Origin of the sequence: Streptomyces sp. NPDC094034 (genome assembly GCF_040303865.1) — a bacterium.
GTDB lineage: Bacteria > Actinomycetota > Actinomycetes > Streptomycetales > Streptomycetaceae > Streptomyces.
Genome location: NZ_JBEOUD010000024.1, coordinates 25,081 through 44,509, shown reverse-complemented (window position 1 = coordinate 44,509; position 19,429 = coordinate 25,081). Strand labels below are relative to the sequence as shown.

Below are 19,429 nucleotides of genomic sequence, written 5' to 3'. Positions count from 1 at the left end.
CAACGGCACCCGCGCACCACCGTCCGACCGTCCAGAGGAGAGACCCGCCCATGACCACATCCCACGAGCCGCCGTCGCTCAAGGGCGTACCGCCGACCGTGCTGCGGCTGAGCCCGCTGCTGCGCGAGCTCCAGACCCGGAGCCCCGTCTGCAAGGTGCGCACCCCCGCCGGCGACGAGGGATGGCTGGTGACCCGCCACGCCGAACTCAAGGAACTGCTCCGTGACGAGCGGCTGGCCCGCGCCCACCCCGATCCGGCGAACGCCCCCCGCTATGTCCACAACCCGTTCCTGGACATGCTCGTCACCGACGACGCCGAGCTGGCGCGGAAGCTGCACACCGAGACCCGCGCGATGCTCACCCCGAACTTCTCGGCCCGGCGCGTGCTCAATCTGATGCCGAAGGTCGAGGCCATCGCGGAAGGTCTGCTGGAGAGCTTCACCGCCCAGGGGCCGCCCGCCGATCTGCACGGCGGGTTCTCCCTGCCGTTCTCGCTGTCCGTGCTCGGTGAACTCATCGGTGTGCCCGCCGAGGACCGGGCTCTGCTCGTCACCCTGCTGTCCCGGATGGGCGGTCTGGACGACCCGAACACCGTCCAGGACGGGCAACAGGACCTGTTCGGCTATCTGGTGGGGCTGGCGGGCCGCAAGCGGGCCCGACCCGGCGACGATGTGATCTCCCGGCTGTGCGCGAACGAGCCGTCGGACGAGCGCATCGGGCCGATCGCGGCCGGTGTGCTCTTCGCCGGTCTGGAGGCCGTGGCCAGCCATATCGATCTCGGGGTGGTGCTGTTCACCCTCCACCCCGAGCAGCGCGACGCGGCGCTGGGGGACCCGAAGCTGATGTCGGGCGCGGTGGAGGAGATCCTGCGCTCGGCGAAGGCGGGCGGCTCGGTGCTGCCGCGGTACGCCACCGAGGACGTCACGATCGGCGGGGTCACCATCCGCTTCGGCGATCTGGTTCTGCTCGACTTCACCCTCTCCAACTTCGACACCCAGGTCTTCGACGACCCCGAACTCTTCGACATCACCCGTTCGCCCAACCCGCATCTGACGTTCGGTCACGGGATGTGGCACTGCATCGGCGCCCCGCTGGCCCGTACGCAGCTGAAGACGGCGTATACCCTGCTTTTCACCCGCCTGCCCGAGCTGCGCCTCGCGCTCCCGGTCGAGGAACTCCAGGTGCTGGGCGGCCGGCTCACGGCCGGCCTCACCGAACTGCCGGTCACCTGGTAGCACCGCCGGTCCGGGCGGACAGGACGGCCAACGGGCTCTGCCCCCACCGACGGTGGGGGCAGAGCCCGTTGTGAGCGACGCCTCGGTCCGCCGCTCAGCTCTCCCGCACGGTGATCGCCTGGGACGGGCAGATCAGCCCCGCCTGCCGCGCGGCCTCCCGCCCCGGCTCGTCCCCCGGTTCCGCCAGGACCAGGACGATCCCGGAGTCGTCCTGGTCGAAGACATCGGGAGCCGACAGGACGCACTGCCCCGCTCCCACACAGCGTTCGGTGTCCACGCTGATGCGCACCATCATTCCTCCGTCGGTTGCCTGCGGTCGTACGTGTGTCCTCGCCGGGGGCGCCGGTCTACCAGCGCACGGGCAGCGCGTGCAGCCCGTACAGCACCCCGTCGTACTTGAGCGGCAGCTCCTCCACCGGCACGGCCAGTTCCAGGGCCGGGATCCGCTCGAACAGCGTCCGGTAGGCGATGTCCATCTCGACCCGGACCAGGTTCTGGCCGAGGCACTGGTGCACTCCGTATCCGAACGCCACATGCGAACGGGCGGACCTGCTCGGGTCGAACTCGTTGGGGCGGTCGAAGACGGTCCCGTCGTGGTTGGCCGCGGCGACCAGCGGGATGATGCCCTCGCCCGCCCTGATGAGCTGTCCGCCGATCTCGACGTCCTCGACGGCCACCCGGAAGGCGACCAGGTCGGCGACCGAGTAGTAGCGCAGCAGTTCCTCCACCGCCCGCTCGTCACCGATCCACCGCGGGTTGGACAGCAGCGTGACCACACCGAGTCCGATGTTGTTCGCCGTCGTCTCGTGCCCGGCGATCAGCAGCAGCATGGACACACCGGACAGCTCCTGCTTGCTCAGCGTCCCCTCGGCCAGCAGCTGACTGATCAGATCGTTGCCCGGCCGCTTCTGCTTGATGGTGATCAGCCGGTTGAGATAGCGCAGCAGCGCCATGGACGCCGCCTGCCGCTGCTCGTCCGTGGAGGTGAGCGTCACCAGCACCCGGGTCTTGGTCTCGAAGAAGTCCCGGTCGGCGTTGGGCACCCCGAGCAGACTGGAGATCACCAGGGACGGCACGGACAGCGCGAAGTCCGCGATCAGATCGGCGGTGTTCCCCGCCGCGAGCATGGCGTCGATACGCTCGTCGACGATCTGCTGGATGGCCGGCCGCATCTCCCTGACCTTGCGGACGGTGAACTCGGGGATCAGCGTCTTGCGGAACCGTCCGTGCTCCGGCGGGTCCAGCGCCACGAACCAGCCGGGCACCTCGTCCTGGGACGGGACACCGCCGGTCTTCGCCGCCCTGGGGAAACCGGGATGCGAGGGATTGGAGCTGATCCGCGGATCGGTGAGGACCGTACGCACGTCTTCGTGCCGGGTCACCAGCCACACCTGGACGCCGGAGGGCAGCGTCGTGCGCACCAGCCCGTCCTGTTCGCGGAAGTCCCGGTACTCCGGCGGCGGAAAGGACTGGCCGGGCCGCCGCAGCGGGAAGGCGACCGGGCACCTGTCGGTAGTCGTCATCTTCTCGATTCCCCTGGGCCTAGGCGCCGTAGAACTTGCGGATCGTGCCCGTGATGAACTCCTGGTCCTCCTCGGTCAGCCCGGTGTGGGTCGGGAGGTAGAAGCCGTCCTCGCTGAAGCGGCTGGCCTTCAGCGAGGGCCAGTCGGGGTGGAGATAGCCGGGCTGCCGGCTCATCGGCTTGAAGAAGACCCGTGTCTCGATGCCCTCGTCGGCGAGGAAGTCCCGCAGCTCCTCGCGGCGTTCGGCGCGCAGGTCGTACATCCACAGCACATCGCGCGGCGGCATCAGCGTGATCCCGTCGATACCGCTCAGGCCCTCGTCGTAGCGCCGCTCGATCTTCCGGCGGGTCTCCAGGATCGTGTCGAGCCGCTCGGTCTGCGCCAGGGCGACGGCCGCCTGCATGCTCGTCATACGGAAGTTGTAGGCCAGCTTCTTGTGCAGGAAGCTGTGGTCCTTGGTGAAGGCCATCGCCCGCAGATGCGCCATCTGATCGGCGAGACGCTTGTCGTCGGTGAGGCAGATACCTCCCTCACCGGCGGTGATGATCTTGTTGGCGAAGAGCGAGAAACAGGCGATGTCGCCCACCGGCCGTACGCCGTGCGCCTCGGCGGAGTCCTCCACCACCCGCAGGTTGTACTCATGGGCCAGTTCCATGATCCGGTCCATGTCGCACCGGCGGCCGTAGATGTGCACCGGCATGATCACCTTGGTGCGGGGGGTGATCTTCTCCTCGATGAGCGAGACATCGATATTGAGATCGTCCCCGCAGTCCACGAAGACGGGCGTGGCACCGGTGTAGGTCACCGCCCACGCCGTCGCGATCATCGTGAACTCGGGGACGATCACCTCGTCGCCGGGGCCGACACCGAGGGCGCGCAGGGCCAGCGTGAGCGCCGTCGTACCGGACGAGCAGGCGACGCCGTGCGCGGTGCCGTGGTAGCCGGCGAACTCGCTCTCGAACCTGGCGACATACGGCCCCTGCGAGGAGATCCAGCCGTCACTGACGGCGTCCGTCACATAGTCGAGCTCACGCCCGCCGAGCCAGGGCCTGGACACAGGATGGGTGTATGACATGGAATGCCTCCTTCAGTCGGTGGCGGCAGCCGGAGCGGTGGCGGGAGCGGGCTCGCTGAGGGCCGGCAGGCCCAGAATCAGATCCGCGGCAGCGGACCGGCCGCCCGCGGCACGCAGCAACTCAGCGAAGTGCTCGGCGCGCTCACGGAACGCGCCGTCGTCGAGCACCCGGGTGAGCTTGTCGAACACGTCGTCCGGATCGACGGTCTCCGGACGGTCGAGGGTCAGACTGACCCCGAAGTCCTGGCCGCGGACCGCCTGGTCGTCGCAGTCGACCCAGAGCGGACGCACCACCAGCGGCTTACCGAAGTACAGCCCCTCGTGATAGCCGTTGCCGCCGGCATGGGTGAAGAAGACCTTGACCTTCGGATGGGCCAGCACATCCAGCTGGGACGGGACCCAGCTCTCGATCCGCAGATTGGCGGGCAGTTCGTCCCGAGGCGGCAGCAACTCCTGCTGCTCCTTGGGCAGTTTCCACAGCACCGCCGCGCGCTTGCTCGCCAGCCGTCGCGTCACATCCACCAGCGCCCCGACCTGCTCCCCGGTCAGCCGGGTGATCGTGCCGAACCCCATGTAGACCACGGACTCCTGCGCGTCGAGCCACCCGGAGAGACCGTCGTCGTCCGGCGCCTGCGGCAGCGGCGGCACCATCGCGCCGACCAGCCGCATCTTCTCCGGCATCGGGAACGGGTAGTCCAGCTCGGGCACCGAGTAGCAGAGCACCATCTCCGCATGGTCGATCCTGGCCATCATCTGACGTGCCTCGGGCGCGATCCCCAGCTCCTCGCGGATCCGGTTGTCCTCCTCGACCACCTTGCGCATCGAGGACGTCATGAACATCCCCAGCGTCCGCAGCCGGAAGAACTGGTTCTCCACCCGCTGCGCGAACGTCATGTCCAGCGGCAGCCCCGAGTGCGGCACCGGGAAGCCGCCCGGGGTGTAGGACTTGGCGAACGGCACATGCGAGGTGAGCACATTGCTCGGCACGAACGGCACGCCGAGCACGAAGGGGATCTTCTTCGTGATGGCCAGCTCGTGCCCGAACTGGCACATCGACTCGATGACCATCAGAGCCGGCTTCACCTCATCGACGACGGCTTCGAGGCGCTTGTACTTCTCCACCCGGGACTCCGGGGCGAAGGAATGCCTGATGACCGCGCGATGCGCCTTGAACCGCGAACGCTGGGTCACCTCCCGATACGTCTCGTCGTCCCAGGTGACGGCCGACATCTCGGACACCACATCGCCCAGTGACGCGAACTCCACGGGCGTTCCCGCTTTGGCCGCCCCGATATCGGAGCGACCCTTTTCGTCGGTCGCGAACCACAGATCCTCCACCCCGCGGCGGGACAATTCCTCCGCCAGTACGAGCAGCGGGTTGAGAAGACCGCTTTCGGCATAGCTGACGAACAGGATCGGCCGCCGAATCGAGCTCATGGACAACACCCTTCGGAAGTGGCAGCCGGAGCGTTCGGTGCCACAGGTACCCACACGGCCGGTCGCCGGGTGGCCGCGCCGCGCGAGGAAGCGGAACAGTTACTTGGTCTCACGCCACGCTCCGGAGAATCCCTAGTCTTCCGCCGGGGGCCGCTGAATTCCTTAGGGAAAAGTACAGCGTTGACGCCCATACGATCCGGCACGGAGAGGTGTCCGAGGCCCGACTTTCCCTAGGGGTGTGCAACGTCATGACGATCGGAGCCGACGAAGACCCGGTAGTGGTCGTCGGGATGGCATGCCGCTGTCCTGGCGGCGTGCGCTCCCCCGAGGAGCTGTGGGAGCTGGTCCGCACGGGCCGTGACGCGATCTCCGGCTTCCCGGCGGACCGCGGCTGGGACCTGGACGCGCTGGCCGGCGAGGGACCGGGCCGCAGTGTGACCCGCCACGGCGGATTCCTGTACGACGCGGTCGACTTCGACGCCGGATTCTTCGGCATGTCACCCCGCGAGGCGGTGTCCACGGACCCGCAGCAGCGGCTGGTGCTCGAAACCTCCTGGGAGGCCGTCGAACGGGCCGGGATCGACCCGCACGCGCTGCGCGGCAGCCGCACCGGTGTGTTCGTCGGCACCAACGGCCAGGACTACGCCACCGTCACCCAGCGGTCAGGGGACGACCTGGCGGGCCACGCCATGACCGGACTCTCCCCGAGCGTCGCGTCAGGACGGCTCGCCTACACCCTCGGTCTCGAAGGGCCGGCGGTCACCGTCGACACCGCTTCCTCCTCCTCGCTGGTCGCCCTGCACTGGGCGGCGCGCTCCCTGCGCGCGGGGGAGTGCGCGATGGCGCTGGCCGGCGGCGTCACCGTGATGTCCACCCCGGTCGGCTTCGTCGGCTACTCACGGCAGGGCGGGCTGGCCCCCGACGGACGCTGCAAGGTGTTCTCCGACGACGCGGACGGCACCGCCTGGGCCGAGGGCGTCGGCATCGTCGTACTGGAACGCCTCTCCGACGCCCGCGCCCAGGGGCACCCCGTACTCGCCGTCATCCGCGGCAGCGCCACCAACCAGGACGGCGCGTCCAACGGACTGACCTCCCCGAGCGGCCGGGCACAGGAGGACGTCATCCGCCGGGCGCTGGCCGACGCGGGCCTCACCGGAGCCGATGTCGATCTGGTCGAGGCACACGGCACCGGTACGAGGCTGGGCGACCCGATCGAGGCACAGGCGCTGCTCGCCACCTACGGCCGCGACCGTGCCCCCGGACGTCCGCTGCGGCTCGGCTCCCTCAAGTCGAACATCGGGCACGCCCAGGCCGCGGCCGGGGTCGCGGGCCTCATCAAGACGGTGATGGCCATGCGGCACGGACTGATGCCGCGCACCCTCCATGTGAACAAGCCGACCTCTCAGGTGGACTGGGCGGACGGCGCCATCGAGCTGCTGACCGAGCCGGTCCCGTGGCCCGCGGCCGGCCGGCCCCGGCGCGCGGGCGTGTCGTCGTTCGGGATCAGCGGTACCAACGCGCATCTGATCGTCGAAGAGGCCCCGGACGCGGACGAACCGGCCCAGGCCGCCTGCGTCCCGGACACCGCGCCCGCCGTGGTGCCCTGGCCGGTCTCGGGCAGGACCGAAGCCGCGCTGAAGGACCAACTGGCCAGGCTCACACAGTACGTGGCCGACACCCCCGGCGTCGCGCCGGCCGACATCGGCTACTCCCTGGCGACCGGCCGGGCCGCGCTGCGGCACCGAGCCGTGCTGCTCGCGGACGGCCGGGGCGTCACGGAGGCCGCCCGCGGCGAGGCGGGCGACGGCACCACCGCGATCCTCTTCCCCGGTCAGGGCAGCCAGCGCCTGGGCATGGGGCGCGAACTGTACGCGCGCTTCCCCGTCTTCGCCCGCGCCCTCGACGAGGTGCTGACCGAGCTGGACGGACATCTCGGCCGGCCGCTGCGCACGGTCATGTGGGGCGACGACCCGGAGACCCTGCACCTCACCTGCTGGACCCAGCCCGCGCTGTTCGCCATCGAGACGGCGCTGTTCCGGCTGGTGGAGTCCCTGGGCGTGCGCCCCGCCGTGGTCGGCGGCCACTCGATCGGCGAGATCACCGCCGCCCATGTGGCCGGGGTGTTCTCGCTGGCCGACGCCTGCCGGCTGGTCGCCGCGCGCGCCGCGCTGATGCAGGCGCTGCCCACGGGCGGCGCCATGATCGCCGTACAGGCCGCCGAGGACGAGATCCTGCCGCTGCTCGCGGGCCGCGCCGACCGGGTCGCCATCGCCGCCGTCAACGGGCCCGCGTCCGTCGTCGTCGCGGGCGAGGAGAGCGCGGTCCTGGAGATCGCCGGACACGTCACCGCCCTCGGGCGCAGGACGAACCGGCTGTCGGTGTCGCACGCCTTCCACTCGCCGCTGATGGACCCGATGCTCACGGACTTCCGGCGCGTCGTGGACACACTCACCTTCCACGAGCCGGCCGTACCGGTCGTCTCGAACCTCACCGGCGAGCCGGCCGACGCGCGGCTGCGCACGCCGGACTACTGGGTGCGGCATGTACGCGAGCCCGTGCGCTTCGCCGACGGCGTCAGGGCGCTGGGCGCGGAGAACGTGGACGTCCTGCTGGAGCTGGGTCCCGGAAGCGTGCTCTGCGCGATGGCCAAGGACAGCCTCGGCGAGGCCGCCCGGCCCATGACCGTCGTACCCGCGCTGCGCGAGGACCGTACGGAGGAAGCCGCCCTCGTCGCCACGCTGGGCCGGCTGCACACCGCCGGAGTCCCGGTCGACTGGGGGGCCTTCTTCGCGGACACGCCCGCCCGCCGGGTCGATCTGCCCACCTACGCCTTCCAGCGCGAGCGTTTCTGGCCGGCCCCGCCACCGGCCGACGCGGCCGGCCAGGGCGCGGGCGCCACCGGACATCCCCTGCTCGGCGTCACCCTGGAACTCGCGGGCGGCGAGGGCCTGGTGTTCACCGGACGGCTCTCCACCCGTACCCACCCCTGGCTGGCCCAGCACGCGATCGCCGGACGGATCACGCTGCCGGGAACCGCCCTGCTGGAGCTGGCGATCCGGGCCGGTGACGAGGCGGGCTGCGACCGGATAGAGGAACTGACCCTCACCGAACCGCTCGTCCTGCCCGAGCACGGCGCCGTACGGGTACAGGTACGCCTGAGCACGGCGGACGGCATCGGCTGGCGCACCGTCACCGTCCACTCCAGGCCGGAGGGCGCCGTCCACGCGCCATGGACCCGGCACGCGACCGGCGTCCTGACCCCCGTCCCCGGCGAGCCGCGTACCGCCGCCGACCTCGGTTTCGGTACGGGGGCCTGGCCACCCGCGGGCGCCGAGCCGGTGGACCTGGCGGACCACTACGAACACCTCGCCGACCGCGGCTTCGACTACGGCCCGGTGTTCCAGGGCCTGCGGGCGCTGTGGCGGCGCGGCGCCGAGACCTTCGCCGAGGTCGCCCTGCCCGCCGAGGTGGCCGACGCGGAGGCGTACGGACTGCACCCCGCCCTGCTGGACGCCGCACGGCACGCCGCCATGACGGCCGAGGGCAGTCTGCCCGACCGCTGGCGTGGCGTGTCCCTGCACGCCTTCGGGGCCCGCGCGCTGCGTGTCCGGCTCACCCCGCGCGGCGACGGCGGTGTCGACGACGGCGACGGCGCTGTGCTGGAGCTGATGGCGGCGGACTTCTCCGGGGCCCCGGTGCTCACGGTCGAGACGCTGCGCGTACGCCCGCTGACCGCCGAGGAGTCGCTGCCCACCCGGGCGGTGCCCCGGAACGGAGCCCGTACGCGGTCCTTCGCCACCCGCACCACCCGGCCGCCCGCCGCCAGGCCCGGCGTACGGGACGGCGATGTCCCCACCCTGGTCAAGCGGTTGGAGAAGATGCCCGAGGCCAAGCGGACGCGGTATCTGCTCGATCTCGTGCGGACCGAGGCCGCCGCGGTCCTCGGCCACAGCGGCGCGGACGCCATCGGTGCCCGGCACGCCTTCAAGGAGATGGGCTTCGACTCGCTCGCGGGCGTCGAGCTCTGCGACCGGCTCGGCGCACTGACCGGCCGGGCGCTGCCCAGCACGCTCGTCTTCAACTTCCCGACGCCCGTACGGATCGCCGACCATCTCGCGGCGGTCCTCACCGCGCCCGCCGACCGGGCGACGGGATCGGCGGACGACGAACTCACCAGATTCGAGACCGTCATCCACGCGGTGTCGTCGGAGGGTTCGCAACGCCAGGTGATCGCCGACCGCCTGGAGAAAATCATCTCCACCCTTCGACAATCCACGCCCCCCGCGCCGCGCGCTCCGGGCGAGGACATCGAGACGGTGTCGGTCGACAGACTGCTCGACATCATCGATGAAGAGTTCGAAACCACATAGGGAATTGTTGCTTTCGTTCGCGACCCGATGATGAGGACGGACCGGTGCCAGAAGATCAGCAGGACAAAGTCGTCGACTACTTGAGGCGGGTCACTTCCGATCTCCGCCGCGCGCGACAGCGCATCGGCGAACTGGAACTCAAGAACAATGAGCCCATCGCCATCGTCGGAATGAGCTGCCGGCTACCCGGAGGCGTACGTTCCCCGGAGGCACTCTGGGAACTCGTCGAGTCGGGCGGCGACGCCATATCGGCATTTCCCGCCGACCGGGGCTGGAATCTCGACCGGCTCACCGGCACCGGTGAGGGAAACAGCGCCACCCACGAAGGCGGCTTTCTCTACGAGGCGGCCGAATTCGACGCGGACTTCTTCGGAATCTCCCCGCGCGAGGCCATCGCCATGGACCCTCAGCAGCGACTGCTGCTGGAGGTGACCTGGGAGGCCCTGGAGCGCTCCGGGATCGCCCCGACCGCGCTGCGCGGCAGCCGGGCCGGGGTGTTCGTGGGCGCCTACCACTGGGGAGCGCCCTCGGCCGCCGCGGCCGGTGAACTCCACGGACACGCGCTGACCGGCACGGCGGCCAGTGTCCTCTCGGGACGGCTCGCCTACACCCTGGGGCTCGAAGGCCCCGCCATCACCGTCGACACCGCCTGCTCGTCCTCGTTGGTCGCCCTGCATGTGGCGGCGCAGTCGCTGCGCAACGGCGAGTCGTCGCTCGCCGTCATCGGCGGCGTCACCGTACTCACCGAACCCTCCGTCTTCGTGGAGTTCAGCAAACAGGGCGGACTGGCCCCCGACGGACGGTGCAAGGCGTTCTCCGACGACGCGGACGGTACGGGCTGGGGCGAAGGGGTCGGCGTACTCGTCGCGGAACGCCTCTGCGACGCCCGGCGCAACGGGCACCAGGTGCTGGCCGTGCTGCGCGCTTCCGCGGTCAATCAGGACGGCGCGTCCAACGGGCTCACCGCCCCCAACGGCCCCTCCCAGGAGCGGGTGGTGCGTCAGGCCCTGGCGACGGCCGGACTGACCGGCGCCGAGGTGGACGCGGTGGAGGCGCACGGTACGGGCACCAGGCTCGGTGACCCGATCGAGGCGCAGGCGCTGCTGGCCACCTACGGTCAGGACCGGGACCCGGAGCGTCCGCTGTGGCTCGGCTCGCTCAAGTCCAACATCGGTCACACACAGGCCGCCGCCGGAGTCGCGGGCGTCATCAAGATGGTGATGGCACTGCGCAACGGCGTACTGCCCAGAACACTCCACGCGGGGACCCCCTCGTCCCATGTCGACTGGTCCTCGGGCGCGGTACGGCTGCTGACGGAGGCGGTCCAGTGGCCGGAGACGGGACGGCCACGCCGGTGCGCGGTGTCCTCGTTCGGGATCAGCGGCACCAACGCCCACGCCCTGCTGGAGCAGCCGCCGGCCGAGGCGAAGGCGGAGTCGGAGTCGGAAGGGCGCACCGAAGGCGACGCGAACGCCCCGGCGCCCTTCGCGGGCCCCGCCGTGCCCTGGATCGTGTCCGGTCGCGGTGAGGCGGCGGTACGCGACCAGGCGAGCGCGCTCGTGGCCCGGCTGGAGACCGACCCGTCGCCGCGACCCGCCGACATCGCCCACTCCCTCCTCTGCTCCCGCTCGGTCTTCGAGAACCGCGCGGTCGTGGTCGGCGCGGACCGCGCCGAACTCCTCGCCGGAGCACGGGCCCTGGGCACCGGCGAGTCCTGGACGGATCTCGTCTCGGGCACGGCCGATGTCGAGGGCAAGACGGTGTTCGTCTTCCCCGGACAAGGGTCGCAGTGGGCCGGCATGGGCGCCCGACTGCTGGCGGAGTCACCGGTCTTCGCCCAGCGCGTCGGCGAATGCGCCGCCGCCCTCGGCGAGTTCGTGGACTGGTCGCTTGAGGACGTGCTGCGCGGGGCGCCGGACGCCCCGTCGCTGGAGCGGGTCGATGTGGTGCAGCCCGCGTCCTTCGCCGTGATGGTCTCCCTCGCCGCCCTCTGGCGCTCCCACGGCGTGGAGCCCGCCGCGGTCGTGGGCCACTCGCAGGGCGAGATCGCGGCGGCCGTGGTCGCCGGCGCGCTCTCGCTGGAGGACGGCGCCCGGGTCGTCGCGCTGCGCAGCCAGGCGATCCGGCGCACCTTGGCGGGCCATGGCGGAATGATGTCCGTCCCCCTGCCGGTCGACGAGGTGGAGCGGCTGCTGGAGTCCTGGTCGGGCCGGGTGTCGGTGGCCGCCGTCAACGGGCCGCACTCGGTCGTCGTCTCGGGGGAACCCGGCGCGCTGGACGAGCTGTCGGCGCGGCTGACGGCGAAGGACGTACGGGTCCGCCGGGTCGCGGTGGACTACGCCTCCCACTCCGCGCAGGTCGAGGACCTGCGTGACGAACTCCTCACCGTCCTGGCGCCGGTCACCCCGCGCGCCTGCGACGTCCCGTTCTTCTCCACGGTGACCGGTGACTGGCTGGACACCGAACAGCTGGACGCGGGCTACTGGTTCCGCAATCTGCGCGGGACCGTGCGGTTCGCGGAAGCGGTCGGCGATCTGCTGGCGACCGGACACCGCGCCTTCATCGAGGTCAGCTCGCACCCCGTACTGACCATGTCGGTCCAGGACATGACCGAGGCGCACGGCGAACCGGCCGTCGCCACCGGCACGCTGCGGCGTGACCGGGGCGGGCTCGGGCGCTTCCTGCTCTCCGCCGCCGAGGTGTTCGTACGCGGGGTCGAGGTCGACTGGGCCGCACTCTTCGCCGGCACCGATGTCCGCCGGGTCGAGCTGCCCACCTACGCCTTCCAGCACGAGCGTTTCTGGAACATCCCCGCCGTGCTCGACCGGGCCGACACCATCGACCCGCTGGACGCCGAGTTCTGGTCGGCCGTGGAGCGGGAAGATCTCCCCGCGCTCACCACCGCGCTGCGGACGGACGAGAACTCCGTGGCCGCCGTCCTGCCCGCGCTCTCCTCCTGGCGCAGGTCCCGCAACGACCGCTCCACCGTCGACTCCTGGCGCTACCGGGTGACCTGGACGCCGCTGAGCACGGTCCCGCGGCGGTCGCTGACCGGCGGCTGGCTCGTCGTCTCCGCCGCGGGCACCGACGACGCGGAGACCGTCGCCCTGCTGAGGGCCGCGGGCGCCGAGGTGACCCGGCTGGTCCTGGACGAGCCGTGCGTGGACCGCGCGGTCCTCGCCGAACGGCTCGCCGAAATCGGCGAGTTCACCGGAATCGGCGAGTTCACCGGGATCGTCTCGACGCTCGCCGCCGCCGAGGAGCCCGGCGAGCGCTTCCCGGGCCTCGCTCTCGGACTGGCGCTGACCGTCTCGCTGGTCCAGGCCCTGGGCGACGGCGGAAGCGAGGCACCCCTCTGGTTCCTCACCCGGGGCGCGGTCTCCACCGGCCGCTCGGACGCGCTCACCCACCCGGTACAGGCCCAGGTCGCCGGTGTCGGCTGGACCGCCGCGCTCGAACACCCCCGGCGCTGGGGCGGCGTCATCGATCTGCCACCGACGCTCGACCAGCGCACGGCCGGGCGCGTGATCTGCGCCCTCGCGGGCGCGCTGGGCGACGAGGACCAGCTCGCCATCCGCCCCTCGGGTGTCTTCACCCGCCGTATCGTCCGCGCCGGAGCCGACGGGCAGGACCCGTCCCGGCCCCGCTCCCGTACCTGGACACCCTGCGGTACGACACTGGTCACCGGCGGCTCGGGCACCCTCGCCCCCGATCTCGCCCGCTGGCTCGCCGGCCGGGGCGCGGAGCATGTGGTACTGGCCAGCCGCCGGGGCATCGAGGCCCCGGGCGCGGCCGAACTGGTCGCGGAACTCGCCGCGTCGGGCACCGAAGCCGACGCCGTCGTCTGCGATGTGACCGACCGCGAAGCCGTCGCCGCGCTCCTCGGGGACCTCAAGGCCCAGGGCCGTACCGTACGCACGGTCATCCACACCGCCGCCGTCATCGAACTCCACACCCTGGCCGAGACCACGATGGAGTCCTTCTCCGAGGTCGTGCACGCCAAGGTCACCGGCGCCCAGCACCTGGACGAACTGCTCGACGGCGAAGAACTCGACGACTTCATCCTCTACTCGTCCACCGCCGGCATGTGGGGGAGCGGCCACCACGCCGCCTATGTCGCGGGCAACGCCTATCTCTCCGCGCTGGCCGTCAGCCGCCGCGCCCGTGGCCTGCGTACCACCTCGGTGCACTGGGGCAAGTGGCCCGACGACATCGGACGCGAGCTGGCCGACCCGCACCACATCCGCCGCAGCGGCCTCGCATATCTCGACCCGCGGCTCGCGTTGAGCGGTCTCGGCACGGTCCTGGACGACGACGAGACCGTCATCGGGCTCATGGACATCGACTGGGACACGTACTACCCGGTCTTCACCGCCGGCCGTCCCACCCGGCTCTTCGACGAGGTCCCCGAGGTCGCGCGTCAGCTCACCGGCACCGCGGAACAGAGCGGCGGACGGCCGGAGACGGGCGATCTCGCGGCGCGGCTGCGTGAACTGCCGGGCCCCGAACAGGAACGACTGCTCCTCACCCTGGTCCGTGCGGAAGCCGCCGCCGTCCTGGGCCACGCCTCAGGCGAGTCCTTCCCCGAGCGGCGCGCCTTCCGCGACATCGGCTTCGACTCGGTCACCGCCGTGGATCTGCGCAACCGCGTCGTCGCGGCCACCGGGCTGACCCTGCCGTCGACCATGGTCTTCGACTACCCGAACGCGGTCGCGCTCGCGGGCTTCCTGAAGTCCGCCGCCCTGGGGGGCGGCGAGGAGCGGGCCGTGGTGGCCCGCACCGCGCCCGGCGGAACCGCCGCCGCCACCGACGACGACTCCGACCCCATCGCCATCATCGGCATGAGCTGCCGCTACCCCGGCGGCGCCGGCTCCCCCGAGGAACTGATCCGGCTCGCGCTGGACGGCGCCGACGTCATCTCCGAGTTCCCCGCCGACCGCGGCTGGGACGCCCAGGGGCTCTACGATCCCGACCCCGACCGACAGGGCAGGACCTACTCCACCCGGGGCGGCTTCCTGCACGAGGCCGCGGAGTTCGACCCCGGCTTCTTCGGCATCTCACCGCGAGAAGCCGTATCGATGGACCCCCAGCAGCGCCTGCTGCTGGAGACCTCCTGGGAAGCCTTCGAGCGCGCTGGGATCGATCTGGACTCACTGCGGGGCAGCGCCGCCGGCACCTTCATCGGCGCCAGCTACCAGGACTACTCCACCCGCGTGCAGAACGGCGCCGAGGGCTCCGAAGTACACATGGTCACCGGCACGGCGGCCAGTGTGCTGTCGGGCCGGGTGTCCTATCTGTACGGCTTCGAGGGCCCCGCCGTCACCGTCGACACCGCCTGCTCGTCCTCGCTCGTCGCGATCCATCTGGCCTGCCAGTCGCTGCGCGACGGCGAGAGCTCCCTCGCGCTGGCCGGCGGCGCGGCGGTGATGGCCACCCCGCACGCCTTCGTGGGCTTCAGCAGGCAGCGGGCGCTCGCGCTCGACGGCCGCTGCAAGCCGTTCTCCGATGCCGCCGACGGGATGACGCTGGCGGAGGGCGTCGGCGTCGTCCTGATGGAACGGCTGTCGGACGCCCGGCGCAACGGCCACCGCGTCCTCGCCGTCGTACGCGGCTCGGCGATCAACCAGGACGGCGCGTCCAACGGGCTCACCGCGCCCAACGGCCCCTCCCAGCAGCGCGTCATCCGCCAGGCACTCGCCAACGCCGGACTGACCGGCGCCGAGGTGGACGCGGTGGAGGCGCACGGTACGGGCACGAAGCTCGGTGACCCGATCGAGGCGCAGGCGCTGCTGGCCACCTACGGTCAGGACCGGGACCCGGAGCGTCCGCTGTGGCTCGGCTCGCTGAAGTCCAACATCGGTCACACGCAGGCCGCCGCCGGAGTCGCGGGCGTCATCAAGATGGTGATGGCCATGCGCGAGGGCGTCCTCCCCGGGACGCTGCACGCCGACATCCCGTCGTCCCACGTCGACTGGTCCTCCGGCGCGGTGGAACTGCTGACAGGACGGACCGCGTGGCCGGACACCGACCGGCCGCGGCGCGCGGGCGTGTCGTCCTTCGGGATCAGCGGCACCAACGCGCATCTGATCCTGGAACAGGCGCCGCCGGCCGAGGCCGCGCTCGAAGAGGCGCCCCCGGCCGAGGTCGGGGCGGACACCGAGACCGCGACGGCTGACGGGGCTCCGGTCTCCGGCAAGGCTTTGGTGCCCGGCGGGGCTTCGGCCTCCGGCGAGACCGAGGACGGGCGCGTCGTGCCATGGCTGGTCTCGGCCAAGTCCGAGCAGGCGCTGCGCGACCAGGCCGCCAGGCTGCTCGCCCTCGCCGACGCCGACCCCGCCCTCTCGCCCACCAGGGTGGGCTGGTCGCTGGCGACCACCCGCTCCGCCCTCACGCACCGCGCGGTACTGCTCGGCCGGAGCCGGAGCGACTTCCTGCACTCCCTCGAAGCGCTGGCCACCGCGCGGAGCTCGGCGGGCGTCGTCCACGGCACCGTCGGCGAGGGCTCGACGGGACCCGTGTTCGTCTTCCCCGGCCAGGGCTCGCAGTGGTGGGGCATGGGCCGCGAACTGCTCGCGCGCTCCGAAGTGTTCCGGGAGGCCGTGGACGCCTGCGCCGACGCGCTCGCCCCGTACATCGACTGGTCACCGCACGATGTCCTGGGCGGCGAGGGAGACCCCGCGCTGCTCGAACGCGTGGACGTCGTCCAGCCCGCGCTGTTCTCGATGATGGTCGCCCTCACCGCGCTGTGGCGCTCGTACGGAGTCGAGCCGTCCGCGGTCGTCGGCCACTCGCAGGGCGAGATCGCCGCCGCCCATGTGGCGGGCGCGCTCACCCTGGAGGACGCCGCCGCCGTCGTGGCCCTGCGCAGCCAGGTGCTGCCCCGGCTCTCCGGCCTCGGCGGCATGATGTCGGTGGCCGCACCGGTCGAGCGGGTGACCGCGCTGCTGGAGCCGTGGGGCGAACAGCTCTCGGTCGCGGCCGTCAACGGCCCCTCCTCGGTCGTCGTCTCCGGCGACGCCGGGGCGCTCGACGAACTGCTCGCCGACTGCGAACAGCGGGGCGTGCGCGCCCGCAAGGTGTCGGTGGACTACGCCTCGCACGGCCCGCACGTCGAGGCCGTACGCGACGAACTCTCCCGCCTGCTCGCACCCGTCCGCTCGGGGGCCCCGCGCGTGCCGTTCTACTCGACGGTGACCGGCGCCCGGCTGACGGACGCCGCCTTCGACGGCGCGTACTGGTACACCAACCTGCGCAGGACCGTACGGATGGAGGAGGCGACCCGGGCGCTGCTGGCCGACGGACACCGCGTCTTCATCGAGATGAGCCCGCACCCCGTGCTGGCCGCCCCCATCCAGGAGACCCAGGAGTCGGTGGCCGGGGTCGTCGCCGACTCGGCGGTGGTGCTCGGCACCCTGCGCCGGGACGAGGGCGACCTCAGGCGCTTCCTGGCCTCCCTCGCCGAGGCGTACACGCACGGCACCGCGGTGGACTGGCGCGCGGCGTTCCCCGCCGGCGGGGCCGCCCCGGTCGAGCTGCCCACCTACGCCTTCCAGCGCCGCCGGTACTGGCCGGAGCCCGGGCCCCTCGCCGGGACCGGTGCCGTCGGCAGTGGCGGCGCGGGCGGCGGCGGTACGGACGCGGACACGGCGTTCTGGAATCTCGTCGAGGGCGGGGACCTGGAGTCCCTGGCCGACGAACTCGGCGTCGGCGCCAACGGCGCGCGCTCCTCGCTCGGCGACGTCCTGCCCACGCTGTCCGCGTGGCGGGCCAGGTCACGTGAGCGCTCCACCGTCAACGCCTGGCGCTACCGCGTCGACTGGACCCGGCTGAACGAACCGGGCACCCCCGCACCCGCCGGCCGCTGGCTCGCGGTGGTCCCGGCCGGCCGCGCCGACGACGCCTGGATCTCCGGCACGCTGGCCGCGCTCGGCCCGGACACGGTCCGGTTCGAGGCGGAGGGCGCGACCGCCGACGGCACCGACCGGGCGGCCTGGGCCAAGCGGATCGCCGAACTGACCGCCGACGGCACGGAGTTCACCGGCGTACTGTCCCTGCTCGCGCCCGTCGAGGAGCGCCACCCGGACCACCCCTCCGTACCCGCCGGACTCGCCCAGACGCTCACCCTCGTCCAGGCACTGGGCGACGCGGAGCTCCGCGCCCCGCTGTGGTGCGCCACCCGCGGCGCCGTGTCGGTGGGCCGGGACGACCGGCTCACCCGGCCGGTGCAGGGCGCCCTGTGGGGTCTCGGCCGCGTGATCGCGCTGGAACACCCGGACCGCTGGGGAGGTCTCGTCGACCTTCCCGGGACGCCGGACGCGCGCGCCACGGCCCGGCTGACGGCCGTCCTGGCGGGCCTGGACGGCGAGGACCAGATCGCGATCCGCCCGTCCGGGGTCTACGGCCGCCGTATGACCCACGCGGCGCCCACCGCGGACCACCCCGAGCGCCGCTGGCGGGGCCGGGATACGGCGCTGATCACCGGCGGCACCGGCGGCATCGGCGGCCGGGTCGCCCGCTGGATGATCGAACGCGGCGCCGGACACGTGGTGCTGACCAGCCGTCGCGGCGAGGACGCGCCCGGCGCGGCGGCGCTGCGCGCCGAACTGGAGGGCCTGGGCGCCCGCGTCACCATCGCCGCCTGCGACGCCGCCGACCGCGACGCGCTGGCCGGTGTACTGGCCGCCATCCCCGAGGAGTTCCCGCTCGCCTCCGTGTTCCACGCGGCGGGCGTGGCCGACGGCGACGCCACCGTGGAGTCACTGACGCTGGACCAGTTGGACGCGCTGATGCGGTCCAAGCTGACCGCCGCCCTGCATCTGCACGAATTGACCCGCGGCCTCGACCTGGACGCCTTCGTGCTGTTCTCCTCGGGCGCGGCGACCTGGGGCAGCGGCGGCCAGCCCGGCTACGCGGCGGCCAACGCCTTCCTCGACGCCCTCGCGGAACACCGCAGGGCAGAGGGGCTGACCGCCGCGTCCGTCGCCTGGGGCACCTGGGCCGAGGTCGGCATGGCCACGGTCGACGAAGTCCACGAGCGGCTGCGCCGCCAGGGCGTCCTGCCCATGGCACCGCCGCTGGCCATCGCCGCGCTCCAGCGCATGCTGGAGGACGACGACACGGCGCTCACCGTGACGCTGATGGACTGGGAGCGGTTCACACCCAGCTTCACCGCGACCCGGCCCAGCCCGCTGCTCTCCGGGATCCCGGAGGCGGGCAGGGCGCTCGCCGCCTTCGACGAACCGCCCGCAGGCGAGGGTGGGCCCGCCGTCCCGCCGCTCAGGCAGCGGCTCGACACCCTGCCCACGGCCGAACGCGACCGCGCGCTGCTCGAAGCGGTACGCGCGGAGGCGTCCGCGACGCTCGGCCATGACGCGGCCGACGCCATCCCCGCCACCCGCGCCTTCCGCGACGTCGGCTTCGACTCCGTCACCGCGGTCGAACTGCGCAACCGGCTGCGGACGGCCCTGGGCCTGCCGCTGCCCGCGGCCCTGGTCTTCGACCACCCGACCCCGGCCGCCCTCGCCCAGCACATCGGCTCGCTGCTCTTCGGCACCGCCCCCGGACGGCCCGACGAGCACCGCGCCGACGATCCCGACGCGGAGATCCGCGAGGCCCTCGCCTCCGTTCCCATCAGCCGACTCCGTAAAGCGGGACTTCTGGACATGGTGCTCGAACTCGCCACCGCCGACGCCGCCGAGGCGACCGCCCCGGCCCCCGACGGCGAGGACTCGCTCGACGACATGGACGCCGAGAGCCTGCTGCGGCTCGCCACCGAGATGTAGCCCACCC

At 72.2% G+C, this 19,429-nt stretch carries 7 protein-coding genes and 1 pseudogene; 4 read left to right on the top strand and 4 right to left on the bottom strand.

The annotated features are described in order from the left end of the window. Positions 1-50 precede the first annotated feature (50 nt). On the top strand, positions 51-1,235 hold the full coding sequence (locus tag ABTZ59_RS21645) for a cytochrome P450 (RefSeq protein ID WP_351408666.1): 1,185 nt from the start codon (positions 51-53) through the stop codon (positions 1,233-1,235). Positions 1,236-1,329: 94 nt separating this feature from the next. Here ABTZ59_RS21645 and ABTZ59_RS21640 read toward each other — a convergent pair whose 3' ends face one another. From ABTZ59_RS21640 to ABTZ59_RS21625, 4 genes are read right to left on the bottom strand one after another with little or no spacing between them, the layout of a single operon-like run. Continuing rightward, a complete protein-coding gene (locus tag ABTZ59_RS21640) occupies positions 1,330-1,524 on the bottom strand; it encodes a ferredoxin (protein ID WP_351408922.1) in 195 nt (64 codons plus the stop codon). A 58-nt stretch (positions 1,525-1,582) separates the two neighbouring features. Further along, complete coding sequence (locus ABTZ59_RS21635) at positions 1,583-2,758, bottom strand: cytochrome P450 (RefSeq protein ID WP_351408645.1); 1,176 nt, start codon at positions 2,756-2,758, stop codon at positions 1,583-1,585. Between the two features lie 19 nt (positions 2,759-2,777). Further along, positions 2,778-3,833: a DegT/DnrJ/EryC1/StrS family aminotransferase gene (locus tag ABTZ59_RS21630; RefSeq protein ID WP_351408642.1), complete on the bottom strand. Its 1,056-nt coding sequence runs from the start codon at positions 3,831-3,833 to the stop codon at positions 2,778-2,780. A 12-nt stretch (positions 3,834-3,845) separates the two neighbouring features. Continuing rightward, a complete protein-coding gene (locus ABTZ59_RS21625; RefSeq protein WP_351408629.1) occupies positions 3,846-5,270 on the bottom strand; it encodes a glycosyltransferase in 1,425 nt (474 codons plus the stop codon). A 194-nt stretch (positions 5,271-5,464) separates the two neighbouring features. Between ABTZ59_RS21625 and ABTZ59_RS21620 the strand changes: the two are divergent. The 3 genes and pseudogenes from ABTZ59_RS21620 to ABTZ59_RS21615 form a co-directional block, all read left to right on the top strand. Beyond that, a pseudogene (locus ABTZ59_RS21620) lies at positions 5,465-9,019 on the top strand (type I polyketide synthase); the annotation flags it as partial. Between the two features lie 129 nt (positions 9,020-9,148). Beyond that, positions 9,149-9,640 carry an acyl carrier protein gene (locus ABTZ59_RS37415; protein ID WP_503003353.1) on the top strand — a complete coding sequence of 164 codons (492 nt, stop codon included), beginning with the start codon at positions 9,149-9,151 and terminating at the stop codon, positions 9,638-9,640. Between the two features lie 44 nt (positions 9,641-9,684). Beyond that, on the top strand, positions 9,685-19,422 hold the full coding sequence (locus tag ABTZ59_RS21615) for a type I polyketide synthase (protein WP_351408618.1): 9,738 nt from the start codon (positions 9,685-9,687) through the stop codon (positions 19,420-19,422). Positions 19,423-19,429: the final 7 nt, after the last annotated feature.

Excerpts from the sequence above, each read along its gene's own strand:
- ABTZ59_RS21635 (WP_351408645.1), bottom strand. The coding sequence starts at position 2,758 with ATGACGACTACCGACAGGTGCCCGGTCGCCTTCCCGCTGCGGCGGCCC.
- ABTZ59_RS21645 (WP_351408666.1), top strand. The coding sequence starts at position 51 with ATGACCACATCCCACGAGCCGCCGTCGCTCAAGGGCGTACCGCCGACC.
- ABTZ59_RS21625 (WP_351408629.1), bottom strand. The coding sequence starts at position 5,270 with ATGAGCTCGATTCGGCGGCCGATCCTGTTCGTCAGCTATGCCGAAAGC.
- ABTZ59_RS37415 (WP_503003353.1), top strand. The coding sequence starts at position 9,149 with ATGCCCGAGGCCAAGCGGACGCGGTATCTGCTCGATCTCGTGCGGACC.
- ABTZ59_RS21630 (WP_351408642.1), bottom strand. The coding sequence starts at position 3,833 with ATGTCATACACCCATCCTGTGTCCAGGCCCTGGCTCGGCGGGCGTGAG.